This is a genomic window from Enterobacter cloacae complex sp. P15RS (genome assembly GCF_014895905.1).
GTDB classification, from domain to species: Bacteria; Pseudomonadota; Gammaproteobacteria; order Enterobacterales; family Enterobacteriaceae; genus Enterobacter; species Enterobacter quasihormaechei.
Map to the genome: position 1 here is coordinate 102,745 of NZ_JADBQL010000022.1, position 23,938 is coordinate 126,682.

Annotated in this window: 24 protein-coding genes and 1 tRNA gene; 16 read left to right on the forward strand and 9 right to left on the reverse strand. The window is 57.6% G+C overall.

Features of this window, described 5'->3' with window-relative positions; genetic code table 11:
• Positions 1 to 13: 13 nt before the first annotated feature.
• Both glnE and IM267_RS14120 read right to left on the reverse strand, forming a co-directional pair.
• Positions 14 to 2,869 (reverse strand): bifunctional [glutamate--ammonia ligase]-adenylyl-L-tyrosine phosphorylase/[glutamate--ammonia-ligase] adenylyltransferase, encoded by a 2,856-nt coding sequence (gene glnE, locus IM267_RS14115; protein WP_193033622.1) that lies wholly within the window; start codon positions 2,867 to 2,869, stop codon positions 14 to 16.
• Between the two features lie 21 nt (positions 2,870 to 2,890).
• Entirely contained in the window at positions 2,891 to 4,192 is a 1,302-nt protein-coding gene (locus IM267_RS14120) for an inorganic triphosphatase (RefSeq protein WP_193033623.1), read from the reverse strand.
• Between the two features lie 237 nt (positions 4,193 to 4,429).
• On the opposite strand from IM267_RS14120, the gene IM267_RS14125 reads away from it, so the two are divergent.
• Together IM267_RS14125 and IM267_RS14130 are read left to right on the forward strand one after the other, a co-directional pair.
• Complete coding sequence (locus IM267_RS14125) at positions 4,430 to 5,050, forward strand: TIGR04211 family SH3 domain-containing protein (RefSeq protein ID WP_001303390.1); 621 nt, start codon at positions 4,430 to 4,432, stop codon at positions 5,048 to 5,050.
• 61 nt (positions 5,051 to 5,111) lie between these two features.
• Positions 5,112 to 6,353, forward strand: coding sequence for a multifunctional CCA addition/repair protein (locus IM267_RS14130; RefSeq protein ID WP_102751127.1), 1,242 nt, complete (start codon positions 5,112 to 5,114; stop codon positions 6,351 to 6,353).
• Positions 6,354 to 6,366: 13 nt separating this feature from the next.
• On the opposite strand, the gene bacA is transcribed toward IM267_RS14130, so the two are convergent.
• Positions 6,367 to 7,188, reverse strand: a complete 822-nt coding sequence (bacA, locus tag IM267_RS14135) for an undecaprenyl-diphosphate phosphatase (protein ID WP_063867696.1) — start codon at positions 7,186 to 7,188, stop codon at positions 6,367 to 6,369.
• 106 nt (positions 7,189 to 7,294) lie between these two features.
• A complete protein-coding gene (gene folB / locus IM267_RS14140) occupies positions 7,295 to 7,663 on the reverse strand; it encodes a bifunctional dihydroneopterin aldolase/7,8-dihydroneopterin epimerase (protein WP_063451134.1) in 369 nt (122 codons plus the stop codon).
• A 107-nt stretch (positions 7,664 to 7,770) separates the two neighbouring features.
• On the opposite strand from folB, the gene plsY reads away from it, so the two are divergent.
• The 10 genes from plsY (at position 7,771) to ureG (ending at position 15,678) form a co-directional block, all read left to right on the forward strand.
• Positions 7,771 to 8,385, forward strand: coding sequence for a glycerol-3-phosphate 1-O-acyltransferase PlsY (plsY, locus tag IM267_RS14145; protein ID WP_193033624.1), 615 nt, complete (start codon positions 7,771 to 7,773; stop codon positions 8,383 to 8,385).
• A 92-nt stretch (positions 8,386 to 8,477) separates the two neighbouring features.
• A complete protein-coding gene (locus tag IM267_RS14150; RefSeq protein WP_063867694.1) occupies positions 8,478 to 9,944 on the forward strand; it encodes an MFS transporter in 1,467 nt (488 codons plus the stop codon).
• A 248-nt stretch (positions 9,945 to 10,192) separates the two neighbouring features.
• The gene (locus tag IM267_RS14155) at positions 10,193 to 11,020 is read left to right on the forward strand and encodes an urease accessory protein UreD (protein ID WP_193033625.1); all 828 of its coding nucleotides are present in this window, start codon (positions 10,193 to 10,195) and stop codon (positions 11,018 to 11,020) included.
• A gap of 10 nt (positions 11,021 to 11,030) precedes the next feature.
• A complete protein-coding gene (locus IM267_RS14160; RefSeq protein ID WP_063438602.1) occupies positions 11,031 to 11,333 on the forward strand; it encodes an urease subunit gamma in 303 nt (100 codons plus the stop codon).
• A gap of 10 nt (positions 11,334 to 11,343) precedes the next feature.
• The gene (locus IM267_RS14165) at positions 11,344 to 11,658 is read left to right on the forward strand and encodes an urease subunit beta (RefSeq protein WP_063451131.1); all 315 of its coding nucleotides are present in this window, start codon (positions 11,344 to 11,346) and stop codon (positions 11,656 to 11,658) included.
• Positions 11,651 to 13,354 (forward strand): urease subunit alpha, encoded by a 1,704-nt coding sequence (gene ureC, locus IM267_RS14170; protein ID WP_193033626.1) that lies wholly within the window; start codon positions 11,651 to 11,653, stop codon positions 13,352 to 13,354. Before IM267_RS14165 ends, ureC begins: the two co-directional genes overlap by 8 nt.
• A gap of 9 nt (positions 13,355 to 13,363) precedes the next feature.
• Positions 13,364 to 13,828 (forward strand): urease accessory protein UreE, encoded by a 465-nt coding sequence (ureE, locus tag IM267_RS14175; protein ID WP_063867688.1) that lies wholly within the window; start codon positions 13,364 to 13,366, stop codon positions 13,826 to 13,828.
• Between the two features lie 9 nt (positions 13,829 to 13,837).
• A complete protein-coding gene (locus tag IM267_RS14180) occupies positions 13,838 to 14,377 on the forward strand; it encodes a HupE/UreJ family protein (protein ID WP_193033627.1) in 540 nt (179 codons plus the stop codon).
• Complete coding sequence (locus IM267_RS14185; protein WP_107533848.1) at positions 14,377 to 15,051, forward strand: urease accessory protein UreF; 675 nt, start codon at positions 14,377 to 14,379, stop codon at positions 15,049 to 15,051. The genes IM267_RS14180 and IM267_RS14185 overlap by 1 nt, the downstream gene beginning before the upstream one ends.
• 9 nt (positions 15,052 to 15,060) lie before the next feature.
• Positions 15,061 to 15,678 carry an urease accessory protein UreG gene (gene ureG / locus IM267_RS14190; protein ID WP_063867682.1) on the forward strand — a complete coding sequence of 206 codons (618 nt, stop codon included), beginning with the start codon at positions 15,061 to 15,063 and terminating at the stop codon, positions 15,676 to 15,678.
• Between the two features lie 84 nt (positions 15,679 to 15,762).
• Here the strand turns inward: ureG and tsaD are convergent, their stop codons facing one another.
• Positions 15,763 to 16,776 (reverse strand): tRNA (adenosine(37)-N6)-threonylcarbamoyltransferase complex transferase subunit TsaD, encoded by a 1,014-nt coding sequence (gene tsaD / locus IM267_RS14195; protein WP_193033628.1) that lies wholly within the window; start codon positions 16,774 to 16,776, stop codon positions 15,763 to 15,765.
• 236 nt (positions 16,777 to 17,012) lie between these two features.
• On the opposite strand from tsaD, the gene rpsU reads away from it, so the two are divergent.
• The 3 genes from rpsU to rpoD all read left to right on the forward strand — a co-directional run bounded on the left by rpsU (position 17,013) and on the right by rpoD (position 21,087).
• Positions 17,013 to 17,228, forward strand: coding sequence for a 30S ribosomal protein S21 (gene rpsU / locus IM267_RS14200; RefSeq protein ID WP_001144069.1), 216 nt, complete (start codon positions 17,013 to 17,015; stop codon positions 17,226 to 17,228).
• Between the two features lie 115 nt (positions 17,229 to 17,343).
• Complete coding sequence (dnaG, locus tag IM267_RS14205) at positions 17,344 to 19,089, forward strand: DNA primase (RefSeq protein ID WP_063867680.1); 1,746 nt, start codon at positions 17,344 to 17,346, stop codon at positions 19,087 to 19,089.
• A 153-nt stretch (positions 19,090 to 19,242) separates the two neighbouring features.
• The gene (gene rpoD / locus IM267_RS14210; RefSeq protein WP_006812010.1) at positions 19,243 to 21,087 is read left to right on the forward strand and encodes an RNA polymerase sigma factor RpoD; all 1,845 of its coding nucleotides are present in this window, start codon (positions 19,243 to 19,245) and stop codon (positions 21,085 to 21,087) included.
• Positions 21,088 to 21,189: 102 nt separating this feature from the next.
• Here the strand turns inward: rpoD and mug are convergent, their stop codons facing one another.
• Positions 21,190 to 21,696, reverse strand: a complete 507-nt coding sequence (gene mug, locus IM267_RS14215; RefSeq protein WP_063451124.1) for a G/U mismatch-specific DNA glycosylase — start codon at positions 21,694 to 21,696, stop codon at positions 21,190 to 21,192.
• A 124-nt stretch (positions 21,697 to 21,820) separates the two neighbouring features.
• Between mug and IM267_RS14220 the strand changes: the two genes are divergently transcribed.
• Positions 21,821 to 21,896 (forward strand) — tRNA-Ile (locus IM267_RS14220).
• Positions 21,897 to 22,340: 444 nt separating this feature from the next.
• Here the strand turns inward: IM267_RS14220 and IM267_RS14225 are convergent.
• Genes IM267_RS14225 through IM267_RS14235 form a run of 3 tightly spaced genes read right to left on the reverse strand, consistent with a single transcriptional unit; the run spans position 22,341 to position 23,927 of the window.
• Positions 22,341 to 22,919: a hypothetical protein gene (locus tag IM267_RS14225; protein WP_045288659.1), complete on the reverse strand. Its 579-nt coding sequence runs from the start codon at positions 22,917 to 22,919 to the stop codon at positions 22,341 to 22,343.
• A 46-nt stretch (positions 22,920 to 22,965) separates the two neighbouring features.
• Positions 22,966 to 23,316 (reverse strand): hypothetical protein, encoded by a 351-nt coding sequence (locus IM267_RS14230; protein ID WP_039274453.1) that lies wholly within the window; start codon positions 23,314 to 23,316, stop codon positions 22,966 to 22,968.
• Positions 23,313 to 23,927, reverse strand: a complete 615-nt coding sequence (locus IM267_RS14235) for a tail assembly protein (protein ID WP_039274456.1) — start codon at positions 23,925 to 23,927, stop codon at positions 23,313 to 23,315. Before IM267_RS14235 ends, IM267_RS14230 begins: the two co-directional genes overlap by 4 nt.
• Positions 23,928 to 23,938: the final 11 nt, after the last annotated feature.

Below are 23,938 nucleotides of genomic sequence, written 5' to 3' on the forward strand. Positions count from 1 at the left end.
GCGCGCGATAATATCACACTTGTTTTGATACGCACGGTTCCACCAGCCACTTCTGCCAGCTTGTGGTCACCTGCGCGCGTTCATCGGTGAAACAGTCCAGCGCCACATGGCCCGGCTGTTCCTGCAACGCCAGGTGGTGCAGCTCATCACGCAGCGTGGTGTAGGCGCGGGTTAAGGCCTGCGCCTCCTGCTCGTCCATAATGTCGTTCTGTGCCAGCAGTTCCAGAATGCGCACGTTATCGGACCAGCGGGTCAGCTTCGGCTTGTCGTGCGCGTGCAGCAGCACCAGATACTGGGTGATGAACTCAATATCGGTAATTCCGCCCTCGTCGGCTTTGATATCAAAGCGATCGCGATGTTTGTTGCCCAAATGCGCGCGCATTTTCTCACGCATTTCGCGCACTTCAGTTTGCAGGTTGCTGCCCTCACGCGGGGTCGTCATCACTGACTTGCGGATCGCATCGAACTGCGTTTTGAGCTGCGGATCGCCGTACACCACGCGGGCGCGCACCAGCGCCTGATGTTCCCACGTCCAGGCTTCATTCTTCTGATAGTCAGCAAAAGCGTCCGTCGAGGTGACCAGCATGCCTGCCGCGCCGGACGGGCGCAGGCGCGCATCCACCTCGTACAGAATGCCCGACGAAGTGCGGGTGCTGAACAGGTGCATGATGCGCTGGGCCAGGCGAAGGTAGAACTGCCGCCCGTCGATTTCACGTTCGCCGTCGGTCATCACGTCAACCGGGCAGTCGTGCAGGAAAATCAGATCCAGATCGGAGCTGTAGCCCAGCTCCCAGCCGCCCAGCTTGCCGTAACCCACCACCGCAAATCCACGGCCTTCGCGGTCGGCAAGGTGCGTCGGCTGGCCGTAGCGGGCCACCATCTGCACCCACGCCTGGTGGACTACCGCATCGATGATCGCCTCCGCCAGCCAGGTTAAGTGATCGCTCACTTTCATTACCGGCAGCGTACCGGCGATATCCGCCGCCGCCACGCGCAGCATCTGCGCCTGCTTAAACTGACGCAGCGCCTCCAGCTGCTGCTCTTCGTCCTCTTCCGGCACGCGCAGCAGATACTGGCGCAGCTCGTCGCGGTAGGCGTCCGTCGCCGTCGGCTGATAGAGCGTATTCGGATCGAGCAGCTCGTCCAGCAGCAACGGATAACGCGCCAGCTTGTTGGCGACCATCGGCGAGGCGGCGCAGAGGGAAATCAGGTGCTTCAGCGCGCCGGGAAACTCGCTCAGCAGTTCCAGGTAGGTGGTACGCGTGACGATCCCGCTCAGCAGCGGCATCATGCGCGACAGCGGCACCGGCGCATCCTCGCGGGAGCAGACGTCGCTCAGCAGATGCGGCATCAGATGATCCAGCACCTGCCGACCGCGCGGGCCAATGGCGCGCTTGTTCAGCTCAAGGCGGAAATCGGCAATCAACGCCACCACGCGATGGCGGGCGTCGTCGCTTAAGTGTGCCAGCACCGGCGTAGTGTCATCTTCCTGGAGCGCGTCCTGCCACAGTTCGCGCCAGTGCTCGGAGAGCGCATCGTCCTGCGATTCACTTTCGTCGTCACCAATCAGATCGTTAAAGATGCGGCGCACGCCCGCCATATGGGCTTCCAGCCGTGCCGTCAGCGCCGCCCAGTCATCCACCCGCATGCCCCAGGCCAGACGCGCCCGGTTCAGTTCGTCGCCGGGCAGCGTCTGGGTCTGTTCGTCGTTAATGCTTTGCAGCAGATTTTCCAGACGGCGCAGGAAGAGATAGGCCTCCCGCAGCGTTTGCGCGTCGCCTTCCGGCAGAAGATGCAGCCGATCGATTGCGCTCAGCGTCGGCAGCAGCGAGCGGGACTGCAACGAGGGCTCACGCCCGCCGCGAATCAGCTGGAAGACCTGCACGATAAATTCGATTTCACGTATACCGCCCGCGCCGAGCTTGATGTTGTCTTTCAGGCCGCGCCGGCGCACCTCGCGGGCGATCATCCCTTTCATATTGCGCAGGGACTGGATCACGCTGAAGTCGATGTAGCGGCGGAAAACAAACGGGCGCAGCATGGCGCGCAGCTCGTTGGCGTAGGCGTCTTCGCCGTCGCCCATGATCCGCGCTTTGACCATCGCGTAACGCTCCCAGTCGCGTCCCTGCTCCTGGTAATAATCCTCAAGCGCAGCAAAGCTCAGCACCAGCGGACCGCTGTCGCCAAACGGACGCAGGCGCATGTCCACGCGGTAGACAAAACCGTCCTGCGTGGGCTGATCCAGCGCCTTAATCAGCCGCTGGCCCAGGCGGGTAAAGAACTGGGCGTTATCCAGCTCGCGACGACCGCCGCGCGTGGAGCCGTTCTCCGGCCAGGCAAAAATCAGGTCAATGTCCGAGGAGAAGTTCAGCTCGCAGCCGCCCAGCTTGCCCATCCCCAGAATCAACAGCGGCTGCGGAACCCCGTCTTCGCTGCACGGCGTGCCCCACTCCTTACAGCAGGCGGCGTAGAGCCAGTCCCGCGCGGCAACAATCAGCGTCTGCGCCAGCTCGCTCAGCTGCTGCAAGGTGCTCTCTTCGCTCACCAACGCCAGCGCCTGCGCCCAGGCAATGCGTACCATCACCCGGCGGCGGAACTGGCGCAGAACGCGCATCAGCGTGGCTTCATCCGCTACCCCTTCCAGCGCGGTTTGCAGCCAGCCAGCATAATGCCGCCACTCGTCAGCCTGCGGCGGCGCGCTTTCCAGCTCTGCCAGCCAGTCCGGGTTGGCGCTGATGCTCTCCTGCACAAAATCACTGAACGTGAGCACGCTTTTCGCCTGCTCGCTTAACGATGACGCGGGTAACGACTCGGGCAGACGTTCGCAAACGGTCTGCCAGTGCTGCTGTAACTGCGAAGAAAGCGGCATATCAGGGGTTCCTTGCCAGAGTTAACGTTTTCCGCTGTGCAGCCAGTACGGATCCTGCGAAATGGCCTCGTTGCGGAAATGCTCGATCTCAATCTGCTGACGGGTCTCGATGGCATGCTGAAGCCCCTGCCAGTTCTCCAGCCAGGCCTGCGCCTTCACGCCCTCATACGCACCGGACAGCAGCAGCATGCAGTCGATGTTACGCGCCAGACGGGGAAGCTGGTCGCCATACTGGTCGCCCAGCGGATGCGCGAAGGTGGTTCTCAGCTCGGCGGCGTGACGGGACAGATGGATATCCGCGAAGCGTTTGAAGTTCTCCGCGATTTTGGTCTGGCCTTTCGCATCCAGGAATGTGCGCCAGCCGCGGGTCACCAGAAACTCGGTCAGCGCCAGTTTCGCGCTGGCGTTTTGCGGGCTGTAGATTGCCGTTTGCGCCGACACGTCGGAAAGCATCAGCGTTTCGGTTTGGGTGAGCAAATCACGTAAGTGAGCGCTCGCTTTACGCGGGACGATACCGCCGAACAGCGCCAGGGTATGACGCACCAGCCCCATGGCAGCAAGCACCTGTTTTTTGGCGTTTTTCACGTTACGCGCCCACAGCTCTTCGTGGTACTGCCACTGAGAGAGCGCCAGCTCCAGCGCCGCCTCCATGCCCTGCTCAACGCTGGCTTTCGGCACAACGCGCAGAATCGGGGTTTCCCGCAGCACGCGCGGCGCATTCCCGGCGGCCAGGTGATAGCCGCGCGCCGCTTTACTCAGGCTGCCCTGACGCAGGCCTGGCTGGTTCACCAGCTTGCGCGCCAGCTTCAGCACATCGCTCGCCTCGCCTTCCAGCAGTTCAAGTTCCAGCTCGCAGATCGGCTCCTGCTCTTCACCCGCCTTAATCTCACCCCGATCAAACGCGATTTCAATGCGGCTCTTGCCTTCCGTCACCAGCCATTTCTCGCGCCAGAAATCGGTGCTGAACAGCGGTTTTGCCTCTGCCGACAGCGTTGCGGGCAGCGTCCCTTCAGGCCAGACTTCCGCCGGAAAACGATCCAGCTCAAGTTCTGGCTTACTGATGTCGATATTGTATTCCGGACGCTGGTGCAAACCGCCGACCACGCGACCGGCGATTTTCATCGTCATCTCGTAACGCCCGTTCGCACCGCGGATGCGCAGGCCCATATCGTGGTTGCGCAGCCAGTTGTCCGGCGTTTCGTAATAGATGTTGAGCAGCTGTACGGGTTCATGGTGCTCGCCGGACAGCGTTTTCAGATGCTGGCGGAGCGCGTCAGCGCTGTCTTTTTCGACGATAAACTTTAATTCAATCTCTTGTGCCATAGCCTTGTACTTTTGCGTGCGTCACAGACGCGTCGATGAAGGCGAACTTCCTCGCCATTTGTTTGTCAGTACATAGTATTTTGCGCCAAATTGCCACGCAATGAGCAATTTGACGGGCGTAAAAGTTTAAAGCGGTGGAAATCATGACACAGATGATTCCGATTGATGATGAATCCTTTGCGTAGCGACACTGATACCACTACTATCGTTCCACTTTTTATGAAAATAACGACTGATATGCTTAAATTACGCCTGATTGGACTTACTTTACTCGCTTTTAGCGCCGCAACGGCGGTCCACGCTGAAGAGAAACGTTACGTTTCTGATGAACTGAACACCTGGGTACGCAGCGGCCCTGGAGACAATTATCGCCTCGTGGGCACGGTAAATGCCGGCGAGGAAGTGACTCTGCTGCAAACTAACGCAGACACCAATTATGGTCAGGTTCGTGACAGCTCCGGCCGCACCTCGTGGATCCCACTGAAAGAGCTGAGCACGGTGCCAAGCCTGCGCACCCGCGTGCCGGATCTGGAAAATCAGGTGAAAACCCTGACCGATAAGCTGAACAACATTGACGGCACCTGGAACCAGCGCACCGCAGAGATGCAGCAGAAAGTCGCTCAAAGCGACAGCGTGATCGCCGGTCTGAAAGACGAAAACCAGAAGCTGAAAAACGAGCTGATCGTCGCGCAGAAGAAAGTAAACGCCGCTAACCTTCAGCTGGATGATAAACAGCGTACCATCATCATGCAGTGGTTTATGTATGGCGGCGGCGTGCTGGGCGTCGGCCTGGTGCTGGGCCTGGTGCTTCCTCACCTCATTCCAAGCCGCAAGCGTAAAGACCGCTGGATGAACTAACTCGTCTTCTCTGCCACACTTACGTATCATCTTGCGAAAAGAGAAAACGGGAGTGTAAGGCGTGAAGAGTTATCTGGTCGGTGGTGCGGTACGTGATGCGTTGTTAGGTCTGCCGGTCAAAGATAAAGACTGGGTCGTGGTTGGCGCCACGCCCGAAGCGATGATTGACGCGGGCTACCAGCAGGTAGGCCGCGATTTTCCCGTGTTCCTCCATCCGCAAAGCCGGGAAGAGTACGCCCTGGCGCGTACCGAACGGAAATCCGGTTCCGGTTATACCGGCTTCACCTGTTACGCCGCACCGGATGTGACGCTGGAGCAGGATCTGCTGCGCCGCGATCTCACCATTAACGCCCTGGCTCAGGACGAAAACGGCCATATCATCGACGCCTACGGCGGGCAGAACGATCTGCGCGATCGTCTTTTACGCCATATTTCCCCCGCCTTTTCTGAAGATCCGCTTCGCGTGCTGCGCGTGGCGCGTTTTGCCGCCCGTTATGCCCATCTCAGCTTCCGTATCGCCGACGAGACGATGGCGCTGATGACGGCCATGACCGAGGCGGGCGAGCTGGAACACCTGACGCCAGAACGCGTCTGGAAAGAGACCGAAAACGCCCTGACCACCCGCAACCCGCAGGTCTTTTTCCAGGTTCTGCGCGACTGCGGGGCGCTGAAGGTGCTGTTCCCGGAAATAGACGCGCTGTTTGGCGTGCCCGCCCCGGCGAAATGGCACCCGGAAATTGATACCGGCATTCACACCCTGATGACGCTGAGCATGGCTGCCATGCTCAGCCCTGAGGTGGACGTGCGCTTCTCTACCCTGTGTCACGATCTCGGTAAAGGATTAACACCTAAAGCACTCTGGCCGCGTCATCACGGGCATGGCCCGGCTGGGGTGAAGCTGGTTGACGGGCTGTGCCAGCGCCTGCGCGTGCCGAATGACATTCGCGACCTGGCAAAGCTGGTCGCTGAATTTCACGACCTGATCCACACTTTCCCGATCCTCAAACCCGCCACTATCGTTAAGCTGTTCGACAATATCGACGCCTGGCGCAAGCCGCAGCGCGTGGAGCAGATTGCGCTGACCAGCGAAGCGGACGTGCGCGGCCGCACCGGGTTTGAAGCATCTGATTACCCGCAGGGGCGTTTGCTGCGCGAAGCGTGGGAAGTCGCAAAAGCGGTGCCAACGAAAGAGGTGGTGGAGGCTGGGTTTAAAGGCCCGGCGATCCGCGAAGAGTTGACGAAACGGCGGATTGATGCGGTAGCGGCGTGGAAGGAAAAACGTTGCCCTCAGCCGAAAGACTGAGGGCGGTTGGTCATCAGAAGAAGACCACGTACACGGCAGCCGCGACGATAAAGCGGTAGATCGCGAACGGAATAAACGAGATACGCTTAATCAGTTGCAGGAAGGTTTTGATGGCAATCAGCGCCACGATAAAGGCGGTGATAAAGCCTACGGCGAACATCGGAATGTCGCCCACGGTCAGGAAGCCGATGCTTTTGTAGAGGTCCAGCGCGGTGGCGCCCATCATCATCGGCACCGCCAGCAGGAATGAGAATTCAGACGCGGCGTAACGGCTCACGCCCATCAGCATCCCGCCGGAAATGGTTGCTCCTGAACGGGAGAAGCCCGGCCACAGCGCCAGACACTGGAAGCAGCCAATGATAAACGCCTGGCGATAGGTCATATCGTCCAGACCTTCCGCACGCGGGGTTTTGGGCTTCAGCACTTCTGCGGCAATCAGCAGGAAGCCGCCGACGACCAGCGCGTACATCACGTTAATCGGGTTAAAGAGCGATTTAATGGTGTCGTGGAACACCAGCCCCAGCACCACTGCCGGGATCATCCCGAGCAGGATATGAATCAGCGTCAGGCGCCCTTTGCCCTCTCCTTCACGCTGCGGCAAACGCCCGAAATGGATGCCGATCAGACCAAACAGACGACGCCAGAACATCACGACCACCGCCAGAATAGAGCCCAGCTGAATCACCACCTCAAACGTCTTTGCGGTATCGCCTTCAAAGCCCAACAGATGGCCAACGATAATCATATGGCCCGTACTGGACACCGGCAAAAACTCCGTCAATCCTTCGACCACACCCAGTATTGCCGCCACCAGCAGCGAGTGCATATCGCTCATCTATAAACCCCTAAAAAGATATAAAAAAACGGTGCCCCACACGGACAACCGTGAAAGATACAGCGTTAAGACCGATATAACCTAAAATGGTTTAGCAATTATGACGTTAAATCTTTCCTTTCAGATTTGTGCCACGCTCAATGATGACGCCCACGTTGGCGGCGCGCGCCACCGCGCCCGGCTTGCTCAGCTTGATGCGCACCCACGGGGAGTTAAACTTGCTCAGCAGCAGTTCCGCCACCTCTTCCGCCACGCGTTCCACCAGCGCAAAACGTTGCCCTTCCACGTGGCCGATGACCGCTTCACTGATGTCGGCGTAGCTCAGACAGTCATTCACATCGTCGCTTTTTGCTGACTTGCGGTTATCCCAGCCCATTTCGATATCGAACACCAGTTTCTGCTCGATGGTCTGTTCCCAGTCGTAAACACCAATTGTGGTGATTACCGAAAGTTGCTCTATAAATACAATATCCATTACGACCTGCCTGCTTTTTGGCTAAACCGGATACCACTTCCGGCGAATTATGCGTATTATCCACAGATGCTGAGAATACAGATACATTTTCAAAACGGAACAGCGTTATGAGTGCAATCGCGCCTGGAATGATCATCCTCGCCTACCTTTGCGGCTCAATCTCCAGCGCCATTCTGGTCTGCCGCATCGCGGGGTTACCCGACCCACGCGAAAGTGGTTCCGGGAATCCGGGGGCGACCAATGTACTACGAATTGGCGGCAAGGGAGCAGCCGTAGCGGTTTTGATTTTTGATGTCCTGAAAGGAATGCTTCCCGTCTGGGGTGCGTATGCGCTGGGCATCACGCCCTTCTGGCTGGGGCTGATTGCCATCGCTGCCTGCGTCGGCCATATCTGGCCCGTTTTCTTTGGTTTTAAGGGCGGCAAAGGCGTTGCCACCGCGTTTGGTGCGATTGCGCCTATCGGCTGGGATCTCACCGGCGTGATGGCGGGCACCTGGCTGCTGACCATCCTGCTGAGCGGCTATTCGTCGCTGGGCGCCATCGTCAGCGCGCTGATCGCTCCGTTCTATGTCTGGTGGTTCAAACCGCAATTTACCTTCCCGGTGTCGATGCTCTCGTGCCTTATCCTGCTGCGTCATCATGACAACATTCAGCGCCTGTGGCGTCGTCAGGAAACCAAGATCTGGACGAAGCTCAAACGTAAGAAGAAAGACGCTCAGTAAACCGTTCGTTATGCCTTATAACCAAATGTGATTTTTGTCACCTTCTGCCTGTGGTAACTGTTAGGTACACAACACCACTACACAAAAAGAAAATGGCAGAAATCACAGACGCAACTCCCCTTCCAACGGCAGGAAACACCCCGGATGGCGACATCAGATGGGTACGCAGCGCCTCGGACGTTTCACGTCTCGTTAACGACGGCTCTCAGGGCCGGGCAAATGCCCGCATCGTGGTCGGTATCGCGCTCGGGGGAATTTTCCTCGATGCCTACGATCTGGGTGCACTGGCCTTTGGTATCAAAGACATCACCCGCGAATTTAACCTGACGCCCGCCGGTACCGGCATGGTGGCCTCGGCGATTACCTTTGGCGCCATTGTCGGGGCGCTGCTCGGCGGTTATCTCACGGATAAAATCGGGCGCTACCGCGTCTTTATGGCCGACATGGTATTCTTTGTCGTCGCCGCTATCGCCTGCGCGCTGGCCCCGAATGAATATGTGCTGGCGGGTGCGCGCTTTGTGATGGGCCTTGGCGTGGGGATCGACCTTCCCGTCGCGATGGCGTTTCTCAGTGAATTTGCCAGGCTGAAAGGCCCGGGGAATAAGGCCTCCAGCGTCGCGATGTGGTGCCCTACCTGGTATGCGGCGATCAGCATCTCTTACCTTCTGGTTCTCTTTTTCTACGCCGTACTGCCGGAAAGCCACAGCGACTGGCTCTGGCGTCTGATACTGGGCTTTGGCGCGGTACCCGCGCTGGTGATTATCGCCATCCGCAGCCGCTACATGAGCGAATCCCCGGTCTGGGCGGCGAATCAGGGCAACCTGAAAGAGGCGGCGTCCATTTTACGGCAGTCGTACAACATTAATGCCCACGTGCCGCAGGATGCGCTCGACCAGCCCGCGCCGGTGGTCAATAAGGCTAAATGGTCGAACTACCTGAACCTGTTCCGTGGCATCTATCTGCGGCGCACCACGCTCGCCACGCTGCTGTCGGTTGTCTCCTCGTTCGCCTATAACGCCGTGGCCTTTGGTCTGCCGGTAATCATCTCCAGCTTCTTCGTGCAGTCGATGCTGACCACCATTCTGATCTCCCTCGCGCTTAATCTGCTTTTCGCGTTTGTCGGTGGGCTGCTGGCGGTGCGCTATGTTCCGCGCTTCGGCGCGTGGCGAATGTCACTGGCAGGTTATGCCTGCCAGCTTGTGGCGCTGCTCGGGCTGGGGCTGATTGGCCGCCCTGACGGAGCAACGGAAGGCGTGGTCGCCGTCGCGATGCTGGCGCTGTTTCTGTTTGGTCAGGGTTTTGGACCCGGCGCACACACCATGACGTTTGCCTCTCTGAGCTATCCAACCTCCCTGCGCGGCGTGGGCGTCGGCTTAAACCAGACGCTGATGCGCAGCAGTTCCACGCTATCGCTGTTCCTCTTCCCGCTGCTGGTCGCCTCGCTGGATACCGCCGTGTTCTGGGTGATTGCGCTGGCGCCGTTTATCGGACTGGCGTCCCTGCTGGCGATCCGCTGGGAGCCGTCGGGGTATGATGTGGATGCAGAGGATTATCGCTAGCCTTTCTTGCCGGGTGGCGCTGCGCTTACCCGGCCTACATTACACCACCATATCAACAAATTGCGCATCCCCTTGTAGGCCCGTGCAAGCGTAGCGCCGCCGGGCGAAACTTACAAAATGCACTTTATCAACAGTCTGAAACCGGCTCACATGAGCCGGTTTTTTATCCATAAGCGACTCATATGACAGCCTTCATTTCCGCCAGGGCATACTGAAACGTATCCCGATAGTGCGGAAATGGAAGCACCATGTTAGCAACTCAGGTCACTGATAATGCATACAAAGGCTGGCAGGCCTCGCTGGCCCTCCAGTTTTGTTATACCCCTGAGAAAACCCTCCTCCGTTCCGCGCGTCACGTCGGGCCGCTCACCGTTCAGCGTCCGTTTTATCCCGAAGGGGAAACCTGCCACCTTTATCTGCTGCACCCGCCAGGCGGGATTGTGGGCGGTGATACGCTGGATATTTCTGTGAGGCTCGACGCCAAAAGCCACGCGCTTATCACCATGCCCGGCGCCAGTAAGTTCTATCGCAGCAGCGGTCCGCAGGCCTCTCTCAATCAGCATTTTTATCTCGATGAAGATGCCACGCTGGAGTGGCTGCCGCAGGACACCATTATCTTCCCCGGTGCGCACGCCGCGCTGCGTTCCGTCTTTCACCTGCACGCCACCAGCACGCTGCTGGCGTGGGAGCTGTACTGCCTTGGCCGACCGGTGATAAACGAAACCTTCAGCCACGGCACGCTGGAGAGCCGCGTTGAGGTGTGGGTGGATGGCGAGCCGCGCCTGATTGAACGCCAGCATCTCAGCGAAGGCGATATCGCGCCCGTAGCGGGCCATCCGTGGGTCGGCACGCTGCTGTTCTATCCGGCCCGGGAAGCACATCTCGACACGGTGCGCGAACAGCTAACCCCGTCAGAAGACGTTGCCGGGGCAACGCTCACCGACGGCCTGCTGTCGGTGCGTTTTCTCTCCCACGACAACCTGATTTGCCAGCGGATGATGCGCGATATCTGGCAGTCGCTTCGCCCGCTGTTAACCCCCAAAACCGCCTGTTCGCCGCGTATCTGGCAGACATAAGAGAAACGCTATGGAACTGACCCCTAGAGAAAAAGACAAGCTGTTGCTGTTCACCGCCGCGCTGGTTGCCGAACGTCGCCTTGCGCGCGGGGTAAAGCTCAATTATCCCGAATCGGTCGCGCTGATCAGCGCCTTCATCATGGAAGGCGCACGCGACGGCGAAACCGTCGCCACGCTGATGGAGGCGGGCCGCCACGTCCTGACGCGCGATCAGGTGATGGAGGGCGTACCGGAGATGATCCCGGATATACAGGTGGAAGCCACCTTCCCGGACGGATCCAAGCTCGTCACCGTCCACAACCCGATCGTGTAAGGAGCGCGTGATGATCCCAGGCGAATACCGGATCCAGTCCGGCAGCATTGCCCTTAACGTCGGGCGAGACACCCAAAGCGTGATTGTGGAAAACCACGGCGACAGGCCGATCCAGGTGGGATCGCACTATCACTTTTACGAGGTCAACCCCGCGCTGAAGTTTGACCGGGAAGCCACCAAGGGCTACCGACTGAACATTCCGGCGGGCACTGCCGTGCGCTTCGAGCCAGGCCAGAAGCGGGAAGTGACGCTGGTTCAGGTGACGGGCGCTCAGCGCATTTTTGGCTTTCGCGGCGAGGTCATGGGAGAGGTGAAACATGGCTGACATTTCACGCCAGGCGTATGCCGATATGTTTGGTCCCACTACCGGGGATAAAGTGCGGCTGGCGGACAGCGAGCTGTGGATCGAAGTGGAAGATGATCTCACGATCTACGGCGAAGAAGTTAAATTCGGCGGCGGAAAAGTGATCCGCGACGGCATGGGGCAAGGGCAGATGACCGCCGACGACTGCGTGGATCTGGTGCTCACCAACGCGCTGATCGTCGATCACTGGGGGATCGTCAAGGCCGATATCGGCGTGAAGAACGGGCGGATCTTCGCCGTCGGCAAAGCCGGAAATCCGGATATTCAGCCCGGCGTGACGATCCCGATCGGTGCCGCAACGGAAGTCATCGCCGCCGAAGGGAAGATCGTCACCGCCGGCGGGATCGACACCCACATTCACTGGATCTGTCCGCAGCAGGCGGAAGAGGCGCTGGTTTCCGGCGTCACCACCATGATCGGCGGCGGCACCGGCCCCGCGGCAGGCACGAACGCCACCACCTGCACGCCGGGGCCATGGTATATCGCCCGCATGTTGCAGGCCGCCGATACGCTGCCGGTGAATATTGGCCTGCTGGGCAAAGGAAACGGTTCAAACCCGGACGCGCTGCGCGAGCAGATCGCCGCCGGCGCCATCGGGCTTAAGATCCACGAGGACTGGGGCGCGACGCCCGCGGCGATCGACTGCTCGCTGGAGGTGGCTGAAGAGATGGACATTCAGGTGGCGCTGCACAGCGATACGCTGAACGAGTCCGGTTTTGTCGAAGATACCCTGGCGGCCATCGGTGGACGCACCATCCACACCTTCCACACCGAAGGCGCGGGTGGCGGCCACGCGCCGGATATCATCACCGCCTGCGCGCACCCGAATATTCTGCCCTCCTCCACCAACCCAACGCTGCCCTACACGGTTAACACCATCGACGAGCACCTCGACATGCTGATGGTTTGCCATCACCTTGACCCGGATATCGCCGAGGACGTGGCGTTTGCCGAATCCCGCATTCGCCGGGAGACCATCGCCGCTGAAGACGTGCTGCACGATATCGGCGCGTTCTCGCTCACCTCGTCAGATTCGCAGGCCATGGGCCGCGTGGGGGAAGTGATTATCCGCACCTGGCAGGTGGCGCACCGCATGAAGGTTCAGCGCGGCGCGCTGCCGGAAGAGACCGGCGATAACGACAACTTCCGGGTGAAGCGCTATGTCGCCAAATACACCATCAACCCGGCGCTGACCCACGGCATTGCCCATGAAGTGGGATCGATTGAGGCAGGCAAGCTGGCGGATCTGGTGGTCTGGTCCCCCGCCTTCTTTGGCGTAAAACCGGCCACCATCGTCAAAGGCGGGATGATCGCCTGCGCGCCGATGGGCGATATCAACGCCTCGATCCCCACGCCGCAGCCGGTGCATTACCGCCCGATGTTTGGTGCCCTGGGCGCCGCACGCCACGCCACGCGGCTGACGTTTGTCTCGCAGGCTGCTCATGCCAGTGGCGTGCCGCAGCAGCTCAACCTGCAAAGCGCCACCGCGGTGGTGAAAGGCTGCCGGACGGTGAAAAAGGCCGACATGATCCACAACGATTTACAGCCCAATATCACCGTTGACGCGCAAACCTACGAGGTACGCGTCGACGGCGAACTGATTACCAGCGAACCGGCAGAGGTTTTGCCGATGGCGCAACGCTATTTCCTGTTCTGAGGAGTGATGATGATCTACCTAACCCAACGCCTGGACCACGCGCACCCGATCACCGCCAGCGTCACGCTGCCGATTGACGTGCGGGTGAAAAGCCGCGCCCGCGTGGCGCTGAACGACGGTCGCGAAGCCGGGCTGATGCTGCCGCGCGGTTTGCTGCTGCGCGGCGGGGATCTGCTGACCACCGACGACGGCAGCGAGGTGATCGAAGTGATCGCCGCTCCGGAGTCGGTTTCCGTGGTGCGCTGCACCGACCCGTTCCTGCTCGCCCGCGCCTGTTACCACCTGGGCAACCGTCACGTGCCGCTGCAAATTATGCCCGGCGAGCTGCGCTACCACCACGACCACGTCCTTGACGACATGCTGCGTCAGTTCGGGCTGGAGGTGACCTTCTCCAGCCTGCCGTTTGAACCGGAAGCGGGCGCTTACGCCAGCGATGCCCACGGCCATAGCCATTCTCACGCCCATTCACATTAAGGATCCATCATGCGTAAGTATTTACCCTTGTTATTGCTGGCCTTTTCCGTTCCGGCGCTTGCCCATCCGGGACACGGCACCGACAGCTTCCAGGCCGGCTTTCTCCATCCGCTGACCGGGCTCGATCACCTGCTAATGCTGACAGGCGCGGGCGTGCTCTCGGCGCTGAGCGGCCGCAAGCTCCTGCTGCCGTTTGCCACCCTCGGCATGATGCTTATTGGCGCGATTGCGGGCAGCCTGCTCGGCGGCTTTAGCGGCATGGAGATGCTGATTATCGCCTCGCTGGCGGTCTGCGGCGTGATGATGTTTAAGACCGAAAACCGCCTGCTGCTGGCGGTGCCTGCCCTGGCGATGTTCCACGGCTGGGCGCACGGCGTGGAGATGTCTGGCCACAGCTTCTGGCTGTTCACCAGCGGTTTTATGCTCGCCAGCGCGACGGTGCTGGGCACCAGCTTCGCGGCGGGGCTGCTGCTGCGCCGCCACGACGGTCTGCGTAAAACCTTCGGCGGCGGGCTGATTGTCTCCGCCCTGCTGGCGCTGATGAGCTAATGGAGCACGCCCGCCAGTGGCTGCGCCTGATGCAGCTCTCCAGCAGTAGCCTGCCGGTCGGGTCGTTTACCTGGTCGCAGGGGCTGGAGTGGGCCGTCGAGGCCGGGTGGATCACCAGCGCCGACGCGTTCAGACGCTGGCAAATCCAGCAGATGGAGCAGAGCTTTTTCTGCGTCGACCTGCCGCTGTTCATCCGCCTGTACCGTGCCTGCGAGCAGCAGGACGTCGCGGCAGCAAAACGCTGGACGGCATACCTGCTCGCCTGTCGGGAAACGCGCGAACTGCGCGAGGAAGAACGCAACCGCGGCGCGGCCTTTACGCGGCTGGTTAAAAGCTGGGAACCCGCCTGCCCGACAGAGTGGCTGCCGCTGTTGATGCAGAGCCAGCTCGGCGGCATGGCGTGGCTCGGCGTGCGCTGGGGAATTGGCGCGCGCGAGCTGGCGCTGAGCCTCGGCTACAGCTGGATTGAGAGCGCGGTGATGGCGGGCGTCAAGCTGGTGCCGTTCGGGCAGCAGGCCGCACAGCAGCTGATTATCGACCTGAGCGACCATTTTGCCGCCGGGTTTGAACAGGCTTTTTCACGCAGCGACGACGCGCTGGGGGCCGCTACGCCGCTGTCCGCCATCGCCTCTGCGCGCCACGAAACCCAATATTCACGACTATTTCGTTCCTGAGGAGTCAACATGGCTGATTACAAACATCCCCTGCGCGTTGGCGTGGGCGGCCCGGTAGGCTCGGGCAAAACCGCCCTGCTGGAAGCGCTTTGCAAGGCAATGCGCGACACGTACCATCTGGCGGTGGTGACCAATGATATCTACACCAAAGAGGATCAGCGCATCCTGACCGAAGCGGGCGCGCTTGAGCCAGAGCGCATCGTGGGGGTAGAGACCGGCGGCTGCCCGCATACCGCTATTCGTGAGGACGCCTCAATGAACCTCGCGGCGGTAGAAGCGTTAAGCGAGAAGTTCGGCAATCTGGACCTGATCTTCGTGGAAAGCGGCGGCGACAACCTGAGCGCGACCTTCAGCCCGGAGCTGGCGGATCTGACCCTCTACGTGATCGACGTGGCCGAAGGGGAAAAAATTCCGCGCAAGGGCGGGCCGGGGATCACCAAATCCGATTTCCTGGTGATCAACAAAACCGATCTTGCGCCCTACGTGGGGGCGTCGCTGGAGGTGATGGAGCGCGATACCAACCGCATGCGCGGCGAGCGCCCGTGGACGTTTACCAACCTGAAGGCGGGTGACGGTCTGGGTACGATTATTGCGTTTCTGGAAGAGAAAGGGATGCTGCGGGTGTAGTGCGGATATTGCCCGGTGGCGCTGCGCTTACCGGGCCTACAAAACCGTAGGCCGGGCAAACGAAGTGCCGCCCGGCAAAAAAACTCACGCCTCCGGCAGTTCCGCCAGCGGCCAGCGCGGACGGACGGACACGCTCAGGTCAGCCGTGGCGCCGGCGTTCAGGCGCACCATCCCGGCGTAGGCGATCATCGCCCCGTTATCGGTACAGAATTCCGGACGCGCATAGAACACTTCCCCGCGACGCTTTTGCATCATTTCGGCGAGCTTCGCGCGCAGCGTACGGTTGGCGCTGACGCCGCCCGCCATCACCAGGCGCTTAAACCCGGTCTGATCCAGCGCGCGCTTGCACTTAATCATCAGCGTATCCACCACCGCGTCTTCAAACGCGCGGGCGATGTCGGCGCGGGTCTGCTCGCTGTCGTCGTTATTGCGGATGGTGTTCGCCGCGAAGGTTTTCAGCCCGGAGAAGCTGAAATCCAGCCCCGGACGGTCGGTCATCGGACGCGGGAAAACAAAGCGCCCTTCCGTTCCCTGCGACGCCATTTTAGAGAGCATCGGGCCGCCCGGGTAATCCAGGCCCAGCAGCTTGGCGGTTTTATCGAAGGCTTCACCGGTGGCGTCGTCGATCGATTCCCCCAGCAGCTCGTACTTGCCAATACCCGTTACGCTAATCAGCTGGGTATGCCCGCCGGAAACCAGCAGCGCCACAAACGGGAACTCGGGCGGATTGTCTTCCAGCATCGGCGCCAGAAGATGCCCTTCCATGTGGTGAACCGGAATGGCGGGAACGTCCCACGCGAAGGCCAGCGAACGCCCTACCGTTGCGCCGACCAGCAGCGCACCGACCAGGCCCGGCCCTGCGGTATAGGCTACGGCATCAATATCTTTTGCACTCAACCCGGCCTCTTTCAGCGCCGCCTGAATCAGGGGAACCGTCTTACGCACGTGGTCACGAGAGGCCAGTTCAGGCACGACGCCGCCGTAGTCAGCGTGCAATTTCACCTGACTATACAGCTGGTTGGCCAGAAGCCCTTTTTCGTCGTCGTAAATGGCGATGCCGGTTTCATCGCAGGATGTTTCAATACCCAGTACACGCATGACTTGTTTTACCTCGTTTCAATACCGCGCAGTGTAGAGCCTGGGCGGATTGTTGTAAAACTTTGTTCGCCCCAGGAAGAAGCCTCGTGTATACTCCTCACCCTTATTAAAGTCCCTTTCAAAATCGCATCGGTGCTTTACAAAGCAGCAGCATTTGCAGTAAAATTCCGCACCATTTTGAAATAAGCTGGCGTTGATGCCAGCGGCAAACCGAATTTATTAAAGGTGAGAGTTACATGCCGGTAATTAAAGTACGTGAAAACGAGCCGTTCGACGTAGCACTGCGTCGCTTCAAACGTTCATGCGAGAAAGCAGGTGTTCTGGCTGAAGTTCGTCGTCGTGAGTTTTATGAAAAACCAACGACCGAACGTAAGCGCGCTAAAGCTTCCGCTGTGAAACGTCACGCGAAGAAACTGGCTCGCGAAAACGCACGCCGTACTCGTCTGTACTAATCTGTTGAGGGCCAACGCCCTCAATTGACAGACAGAGTTGTAGTCGTAAGGCCGTGCTTCCGGAAGGAATGCGCGGCTTGTTTTCGTTTATAAGTCGCTTAAATTTTTGGGGCATATGGCCGGAAGAATCCCACGCGTTTTCATCAATGACCTGCTTGCCAGAACCGACATCGTCGATCTCATCGACGCGCGGGTGAAGCTAAAAAAGCAGGGCAAGAACTACCATGCGTGCTGTCCGTTCCATAACGAAAAAACCCCCTCTTTCACCGTAAACGGTGAAAAGCAGTTCTACCATTGCTTCGGCTGTGGCGCACACGGTAATGCCGTCGATTTTTTGATGAACTACGACAAGCTCGAGTTCGTTGAAACCGTTGAAGAGCTGGCGGCGATGCATAACCTTGAAGTGCCGTATGAAGCGGGCAGTGGGCCAAGTCAGATCGAGCGCCATCAGCGGCAAACGCTGTATCAACTGATGGATGGCCTGAATTCGTTTTATCAACAGTCTCTTAAGCACTCTGCGGCTGAGCCTGCGCGTCAGTATCTGAACAAGCGCGGACTGAGCGACGATGTGATTGCGCGTTTCGCTATTGGTTACGCCCCGCCCGGCTGGGACAACGTGTTAAAGCGTTTTGGCGGCAATAGCGAAGATCGTAAATCCCTCATCGACGCAGGCATGCTGGTCACCAACGACCAGGGACGAAGCTACGACCGCTTCCGTGAACGGGTGATGTTCCCGATCCGCGACAAGCGTGGCCGGGTGATCGGTTTTGGTGGTCGCGTGCTGGGTGATGCCCTGCCGAAATACCTCAACTCCCCGGAAACCGATATTTTCCATAAGGGCCGCCAGCTGTACGGTCTTTATGAAGCGCAGCAGGAAAATGCGGAACCTCCGCGGCTTCTGGTCGTCGAAGGTTATATGGACGTCGTTGCGCTGGCGCAGTACGACATTAACTATGCCGTTGCGTCACTGGGTACGTCCACTACGGCGGACCATATCCAGCTGCTGTTTCGCGTCACCAACAACGTGATTTGCTGCTACGACGGTGACCGCGCAGGACGCGACGCGGCCTGGCGCGCGCTGGAAACCGCGCTGCCGTACATGACCGACGGTCGTCAGTTACGCTTTATGTTCCTGCCCGACGGTGAAGACCCGGATACGCTGGTGCGTAAAGAGGGCAAAGCGGCATTTGAAGCACGGATGGAGCAGGCACAGCCGCTCTCCACGTTTCTGTTTAACAGCCTGATGCCGCAGGTGGATTTGAGTACCCCGGACGGGCGCGCGCGGCTCAGTACGCTGGCGCTGCCGTTAATCAGCCAGGTGCCCGGCGAAACGCTGCGCATCTATCTGCGACAGGAGCTAGGCAACAAGCTCGGCATACTGGACGACAGCCAGCTTGAACGTTTAATGCCAAAGCAGGCTGAAAACGGTACGGCACGTCCGGCGCCTCAGCTAAAACGCACAACCATGCGTATACTGATAGGGTTACTGGTGCAAAACCCCGAACTTGCTCCGCAAGTGCCGTCGCTGGCGGGTTTGAACCACGAAAAATTGCCCGGACTTGGCTTATTTTCAGAATTGGTCAACACTTGTTTGTCTCAGCCAGGTCTGACCACCGGACAACTTTTAGAGCATTATCGCGGCACAAAAGAGGCCGCTACCCTTGAAAAACTGTCGATGTGGGACGATATAGCAGATAAGGATATCGCAGAAAAAACGTTCACCGACTCACTCAACCATATGTTTGATTCGATGCTTGAGCTGCGCCAGGAAGAGTTGATAGCTCGCGAGCGCACCCATGGCTTAAGCAGCGAAGAACGCCGGGAGCTCTGGATGATTAACCAGGAACTGGCGAAGAAATAAAAAATTTAACGGCTTAAGTGCCGAATATCGATCGGGAAGCCCCCGGCAGCCGCACTGAGAGGCAGCGGCAAAAATATAAGTACGCCCTCGCTTTAAAGGTTGGCAGCCTCATCGCCGACACCAATCAAACGAATTAAGTGTGGATACCGTCTTATGGAGCAAAACCCGCAGTCACAGCTGAAACTTCTTGTCCAACGCGGTAAGGAGCAAGGCTATCTGACCTATGCCGAGGTCAATGACCATCTGCCGGAAGATATCGTCGATTCAGATCAGATCGAAGATATCATCCAAATGATCAATGACATGGGCATTCAGGTGATGGAAGAAGCACCGGATGCCGATGATCTGTTGCTGGCTGAAACCTCCAACAACACTGACGAAGATGCGGAAGAAGCTGCTGCACAGGTCCTGTCCAGCGTGGAATCTGAAATCGGGCGTACCACTGACCCGGTCCGCATGTACATGCGCGAAATGGGTACCGTTGAACTGTTGACCCGCGAAGGCGAAATTGACATCGCAAAACGCATCGAAGACGGGATCAACCAGGTTCAGTGCTCTGTTGCCGAATACCCGGAAGCGATTACCTATCTGCTGGAGCAGTACGATCGCGTTGAAGCGGAAGAAGCGCGTCTGTCCGATCTGATCACTGGCTTTGTCGACCCGAACGCTGAAGAAGATATGGCGCCAACCGCCACTCACGTCGGTTCTGAGCTGTCTCAGGAAGAGATGGATGACGACGAAGACGAAGATGAAGAAGAAGACGACGACAGCAGCGACGACGACAACAGCATCGACCCGGAACTGGCGCGAGAGAAGTTTGCCGAGCTGCGTACCCAGTACGAAGTGACGCGTGACACCATCAAAGCGAAAGGCCGCAGCCATGCCGCCGCTCAGGAAGAGATCCTGAAACTGTCTGAAGTGTTCAAGCAGTTCCGCCTGGTGCCAAAACAGTTCGACTACCTGGTTAACAGCATGCGCGTGATGATGGATCGCGTACGTACCCAGGAACGCATCATCATGAAGCTGTGCGTTGAACAGTGCAAAATGCCGAAGAAGAACTTCATTACCCTCTTCACCGGCAATGAAACCAGCGAAACCTGGTTCAACGCCGCTATCGCGATGAACAAGCCGTGGTCTGAAAAGCTGCACGACGTGAAAGAAGACGTCCAGCGCGGCCTGCAAAAGCTGCATCAGATTGAAGAAGAGACCGGCCTGACCATCGAGCAGGTGAAAGACATCAACCGTCGTATGTCTATCGGTGAAGCGAAAGCCCGCCGTGCGAAGAAAGAGATGGTTGAAGCGAACTTACGTCTGGTTATCTCTATCGCCAAGAAATACACCAACCGTGGTCTGCAATTCCTGGATCTGATTCAGGAAGGCAACATCGGTCTGATGAAAGCGGTAGACAAGTTTGAATACCGTCGTGGTTACAAGTTCTCCACCTATGCTACATGGTGGATCCGTCAGGCGATTACCCGCTCTATTGCAGACCAGGCGCGCACCATCCGTATTCCGGTGCATATGATTGAGACCATCAACAAACTCAACCGTATTTCCCGCCAGATGTTGCAGGAGATGGGCCGCGAGCCGACGCCGGAAGAGCTGGCTGAACGCATGCTGATGCCGGAAGACAAGATCCGTAAAGTGCTGAAAATCGCTAAAGAGCCTATCTCCATGGAAACACCAATCGGTGACGATGAAGATTCGCATCTGGGTGATTTCATCGAGGATACCACCCTCGAGCTGCCGCTAGACTCGGCCACCACCGAGAGCCTGCGTGCCGCCACGCACGACGTTCTGGCTGGCCTGACCGCCCGTGAAGCCAAAGTGCTGCGTATGCGTTTCGGTATCGACATGAACACCGACCATACGCTGGAAGAAGTGGGTAAACAGTTCGACGTTACCCGCGAACGTATCCGTCAGATCGAAGCGAAGGCGCTGCGTAAGCTGCGTCACCCAAGCCGCTCTGAAGTGCTGCGTAGCTTCCTGGACGACTAACCCAGGTAAACAGCAAAAAGCTCCCAATCGGGAGCTTTTTTTTTGTTTATTCCCTCTCGCTGTGGAAGAGGGCCAGGGTGAGGGCCTCAGGCCGCAGAGGCTCTAAAGCCCCCGCACCATCAGCGCCTCATCAAGTTCCCGGTATGCCTCCACCAGCTTATCCAGCGTCGCCCTGTTCAGCCCGCTCGGATTCGGCAGCACCCACACCTGCGTTACGCCAATAGTAATGTTTTGCTTACCCCACTGAGCACCGCGCTGGCTGAACGCCTGCTCGTAGGCCTGCTTGCCGAGGATCGCCAGCGCTGCGGGCTGATAGTCTTCAATCTTCTTCACCAGTTCCCGCCCGCCGGTGCGCAGCTCATGCAGATTCACTTCGCTTGCCTGCACCGTGGGTCGCTCGACCAGCATGGTGATACCGCAGCGCGTATCCAGCAGCTGCTGCTCTTCTTCCGGCTTAAGCTGTTTTTCGGTAAAACCGGCCTGATGGATCACCTTCCAGAAGCGATTTCCCGGATGAGCAAAGTGAAAACCGGTGTGCGCCGATGACTTGCCCGGATTGATACCGCAGAACACCACCCGCAGGCCAGGGGCCAGAATATCGTTAATCATCTCTACTCCTGTTTATGCATCATAAGATAAGTATAAAGGATTGATTATGCATTGTTTATAAAAACAGCAGGCAGGTGCGAATGGCTGGATTGCTGAGGGGAGTTACTTTATAATTCACCGCCACGGCCCCTTAGCTCAGTGGTTAGAGCAGGCGACTCATAATCGCTTGGTCGCTGGTTCAAGTCCAGCAGGGGCCACCAAATTTTCAATGACTTACGCTATAGTTAGTTATTCAGAAATTCTCTAGGATACCTATAGGATACTTCGACTAGGTATCATCGAGTAATGATTTGGCTGAAAAGCCTAAACGTCCAGTTGGGTCGTAGCGGCCACTTTCACTGGAAAGATGTCCTAAGAAAAAAAGCGCTACGGGTCTGAACACCTTACTCCCAACTCTGTAAGAGACGGTAAGGACCTTTGTGGAGAGATTCAATGAATCAGTACATAAAGGGCTCAGACCTGCTGTCAGCACGCGTGATTGCCATTACTGGTTTAATCATTGCCCTCGGCAACATAGGTTTAGGCCCATTAGCTGTGGTGACAGCATGTATTGTTTTAGTGTACATGCTTAAGTAAAGACAGCGTAACAAGCCCGGCCCGGCTTTTGCCGGGCCCCCTTCGGGGGGATATGACACCCAATTGAACTAATTGAAGTCAAACTCATCCGCAATCTCGTTAAATAAAGCTTGGAATTTGTCCCAATCAGCAGCCCCATTCCTTTTTCGAATATTCAAATTGCCATGCCCTTTGACTCTATCGGTGAGTACACTTGTGGCTAATGACCAATAATCTTTTAATTTTTCATCATCACATTTAACTGGGACAGGGTAACGGCCAGTCCAAACGATGGCGGCAGTATAAAATTTCAGTAATTCTTTTCTCTTTGGATTAACCGATATCTCCGCCAAATTAGCCAAATGATTCAAATCATGTATCCCGGGAACTTTTTTTGAACGCTGGACAACTACTGCTTTCATGATTAATTCTAAAGCTAACCCACAAAGCATGTGGTAAACGGGATTACACGCAACCTCAAGCGAGAATCCACCGCCATACCCCATTTTCTGTTGAATATCTTTTGACTCCATCGATATCCATAAAACATGCGCCGAAGCTCTTAAGTCCGATGCTCTGTTAAACCAGTGGTTTGGATGCAAGCGTTGTTCCGTAATGGTTTTTCTATTCTTGATCCAAAAATCATAATCATCGTCGTACTCACTCATGCCCCCTCCTTCTTGTTTGGGGTCTCTTGCTTTAAGATGATGCTCATCAGTTGATAGCCTGACTGCGTACTGAAAACAAATGTTCGTTTTCAATCAGTGCCTCATTCATATACTTACACCATCCGGAAAAAATAGCCTCGTCAGTACCAGGATAACCCACCAGAAAAGATATCAGAATGTCGTCAGTGAGTTTGTCCTGCTGATCCCAGTCAACAATAAACTGTCGAAACAGTGCATATGACTTCGCCGGGTCTTTGTTTTGCCAAGTTTCAACAACGATATCGAACGGAGGTACGATGTAAGTCACCAGCACCGGCAATGGATCGTACTTAGTCGGGATAAATACCTCTCGGGTAAAAATCTCACCTTCCGGCCAGAGTTGCGCCTGATTTGTCAAAGTTGATCCTCCACATAGATACCTGCTGAGATTATTGCACCGCCGATACGGCGCTTACCGTAAAGCAATGGTACCGGATAACCTTGCGCAGCAGTATTAGTAACGCCACCAAATGCGTATGAAGCCTTATTATCGGCATCCTGTTTGCTGGCCAAGCCCGTGGGCTGAGGAGATAGCATTTGCACAATTCCACCAGCAATCATGGCTGCGCCAAGCTTCCATGCAACCGGCCCCCATGTACCACCGCCCCAAGCCTGCCCCACCGTAACCCCAATTGCCCCTACCACTACCAGCACCGCGCCGAGAATAGTTTGCAGTACCCCTGCTTTTTTGCTGCCGATTAACACAGGCACGATATGAATCTCGCGCCCATTGTTCGGAAACTCCAGGTCATCTGCTCCAATGTTCTTTTTCCCGACATAAATTGCATACGTTAAACCACGAGCCCTGCTTGAATTCATGTATTTTTCGAACCCGGGAATCGTTACGGCAAGAGCCCGGAAAGCCTCATGCGTAGTCCGTACCAGGCGCTGGTGAGTTCTACCGAATGTCTTGCCGAGCGGGCCAAACATACGGATGGTAGCAAGTGTTTCATTGTTAGCTGTATTCATCGTTTTACTCC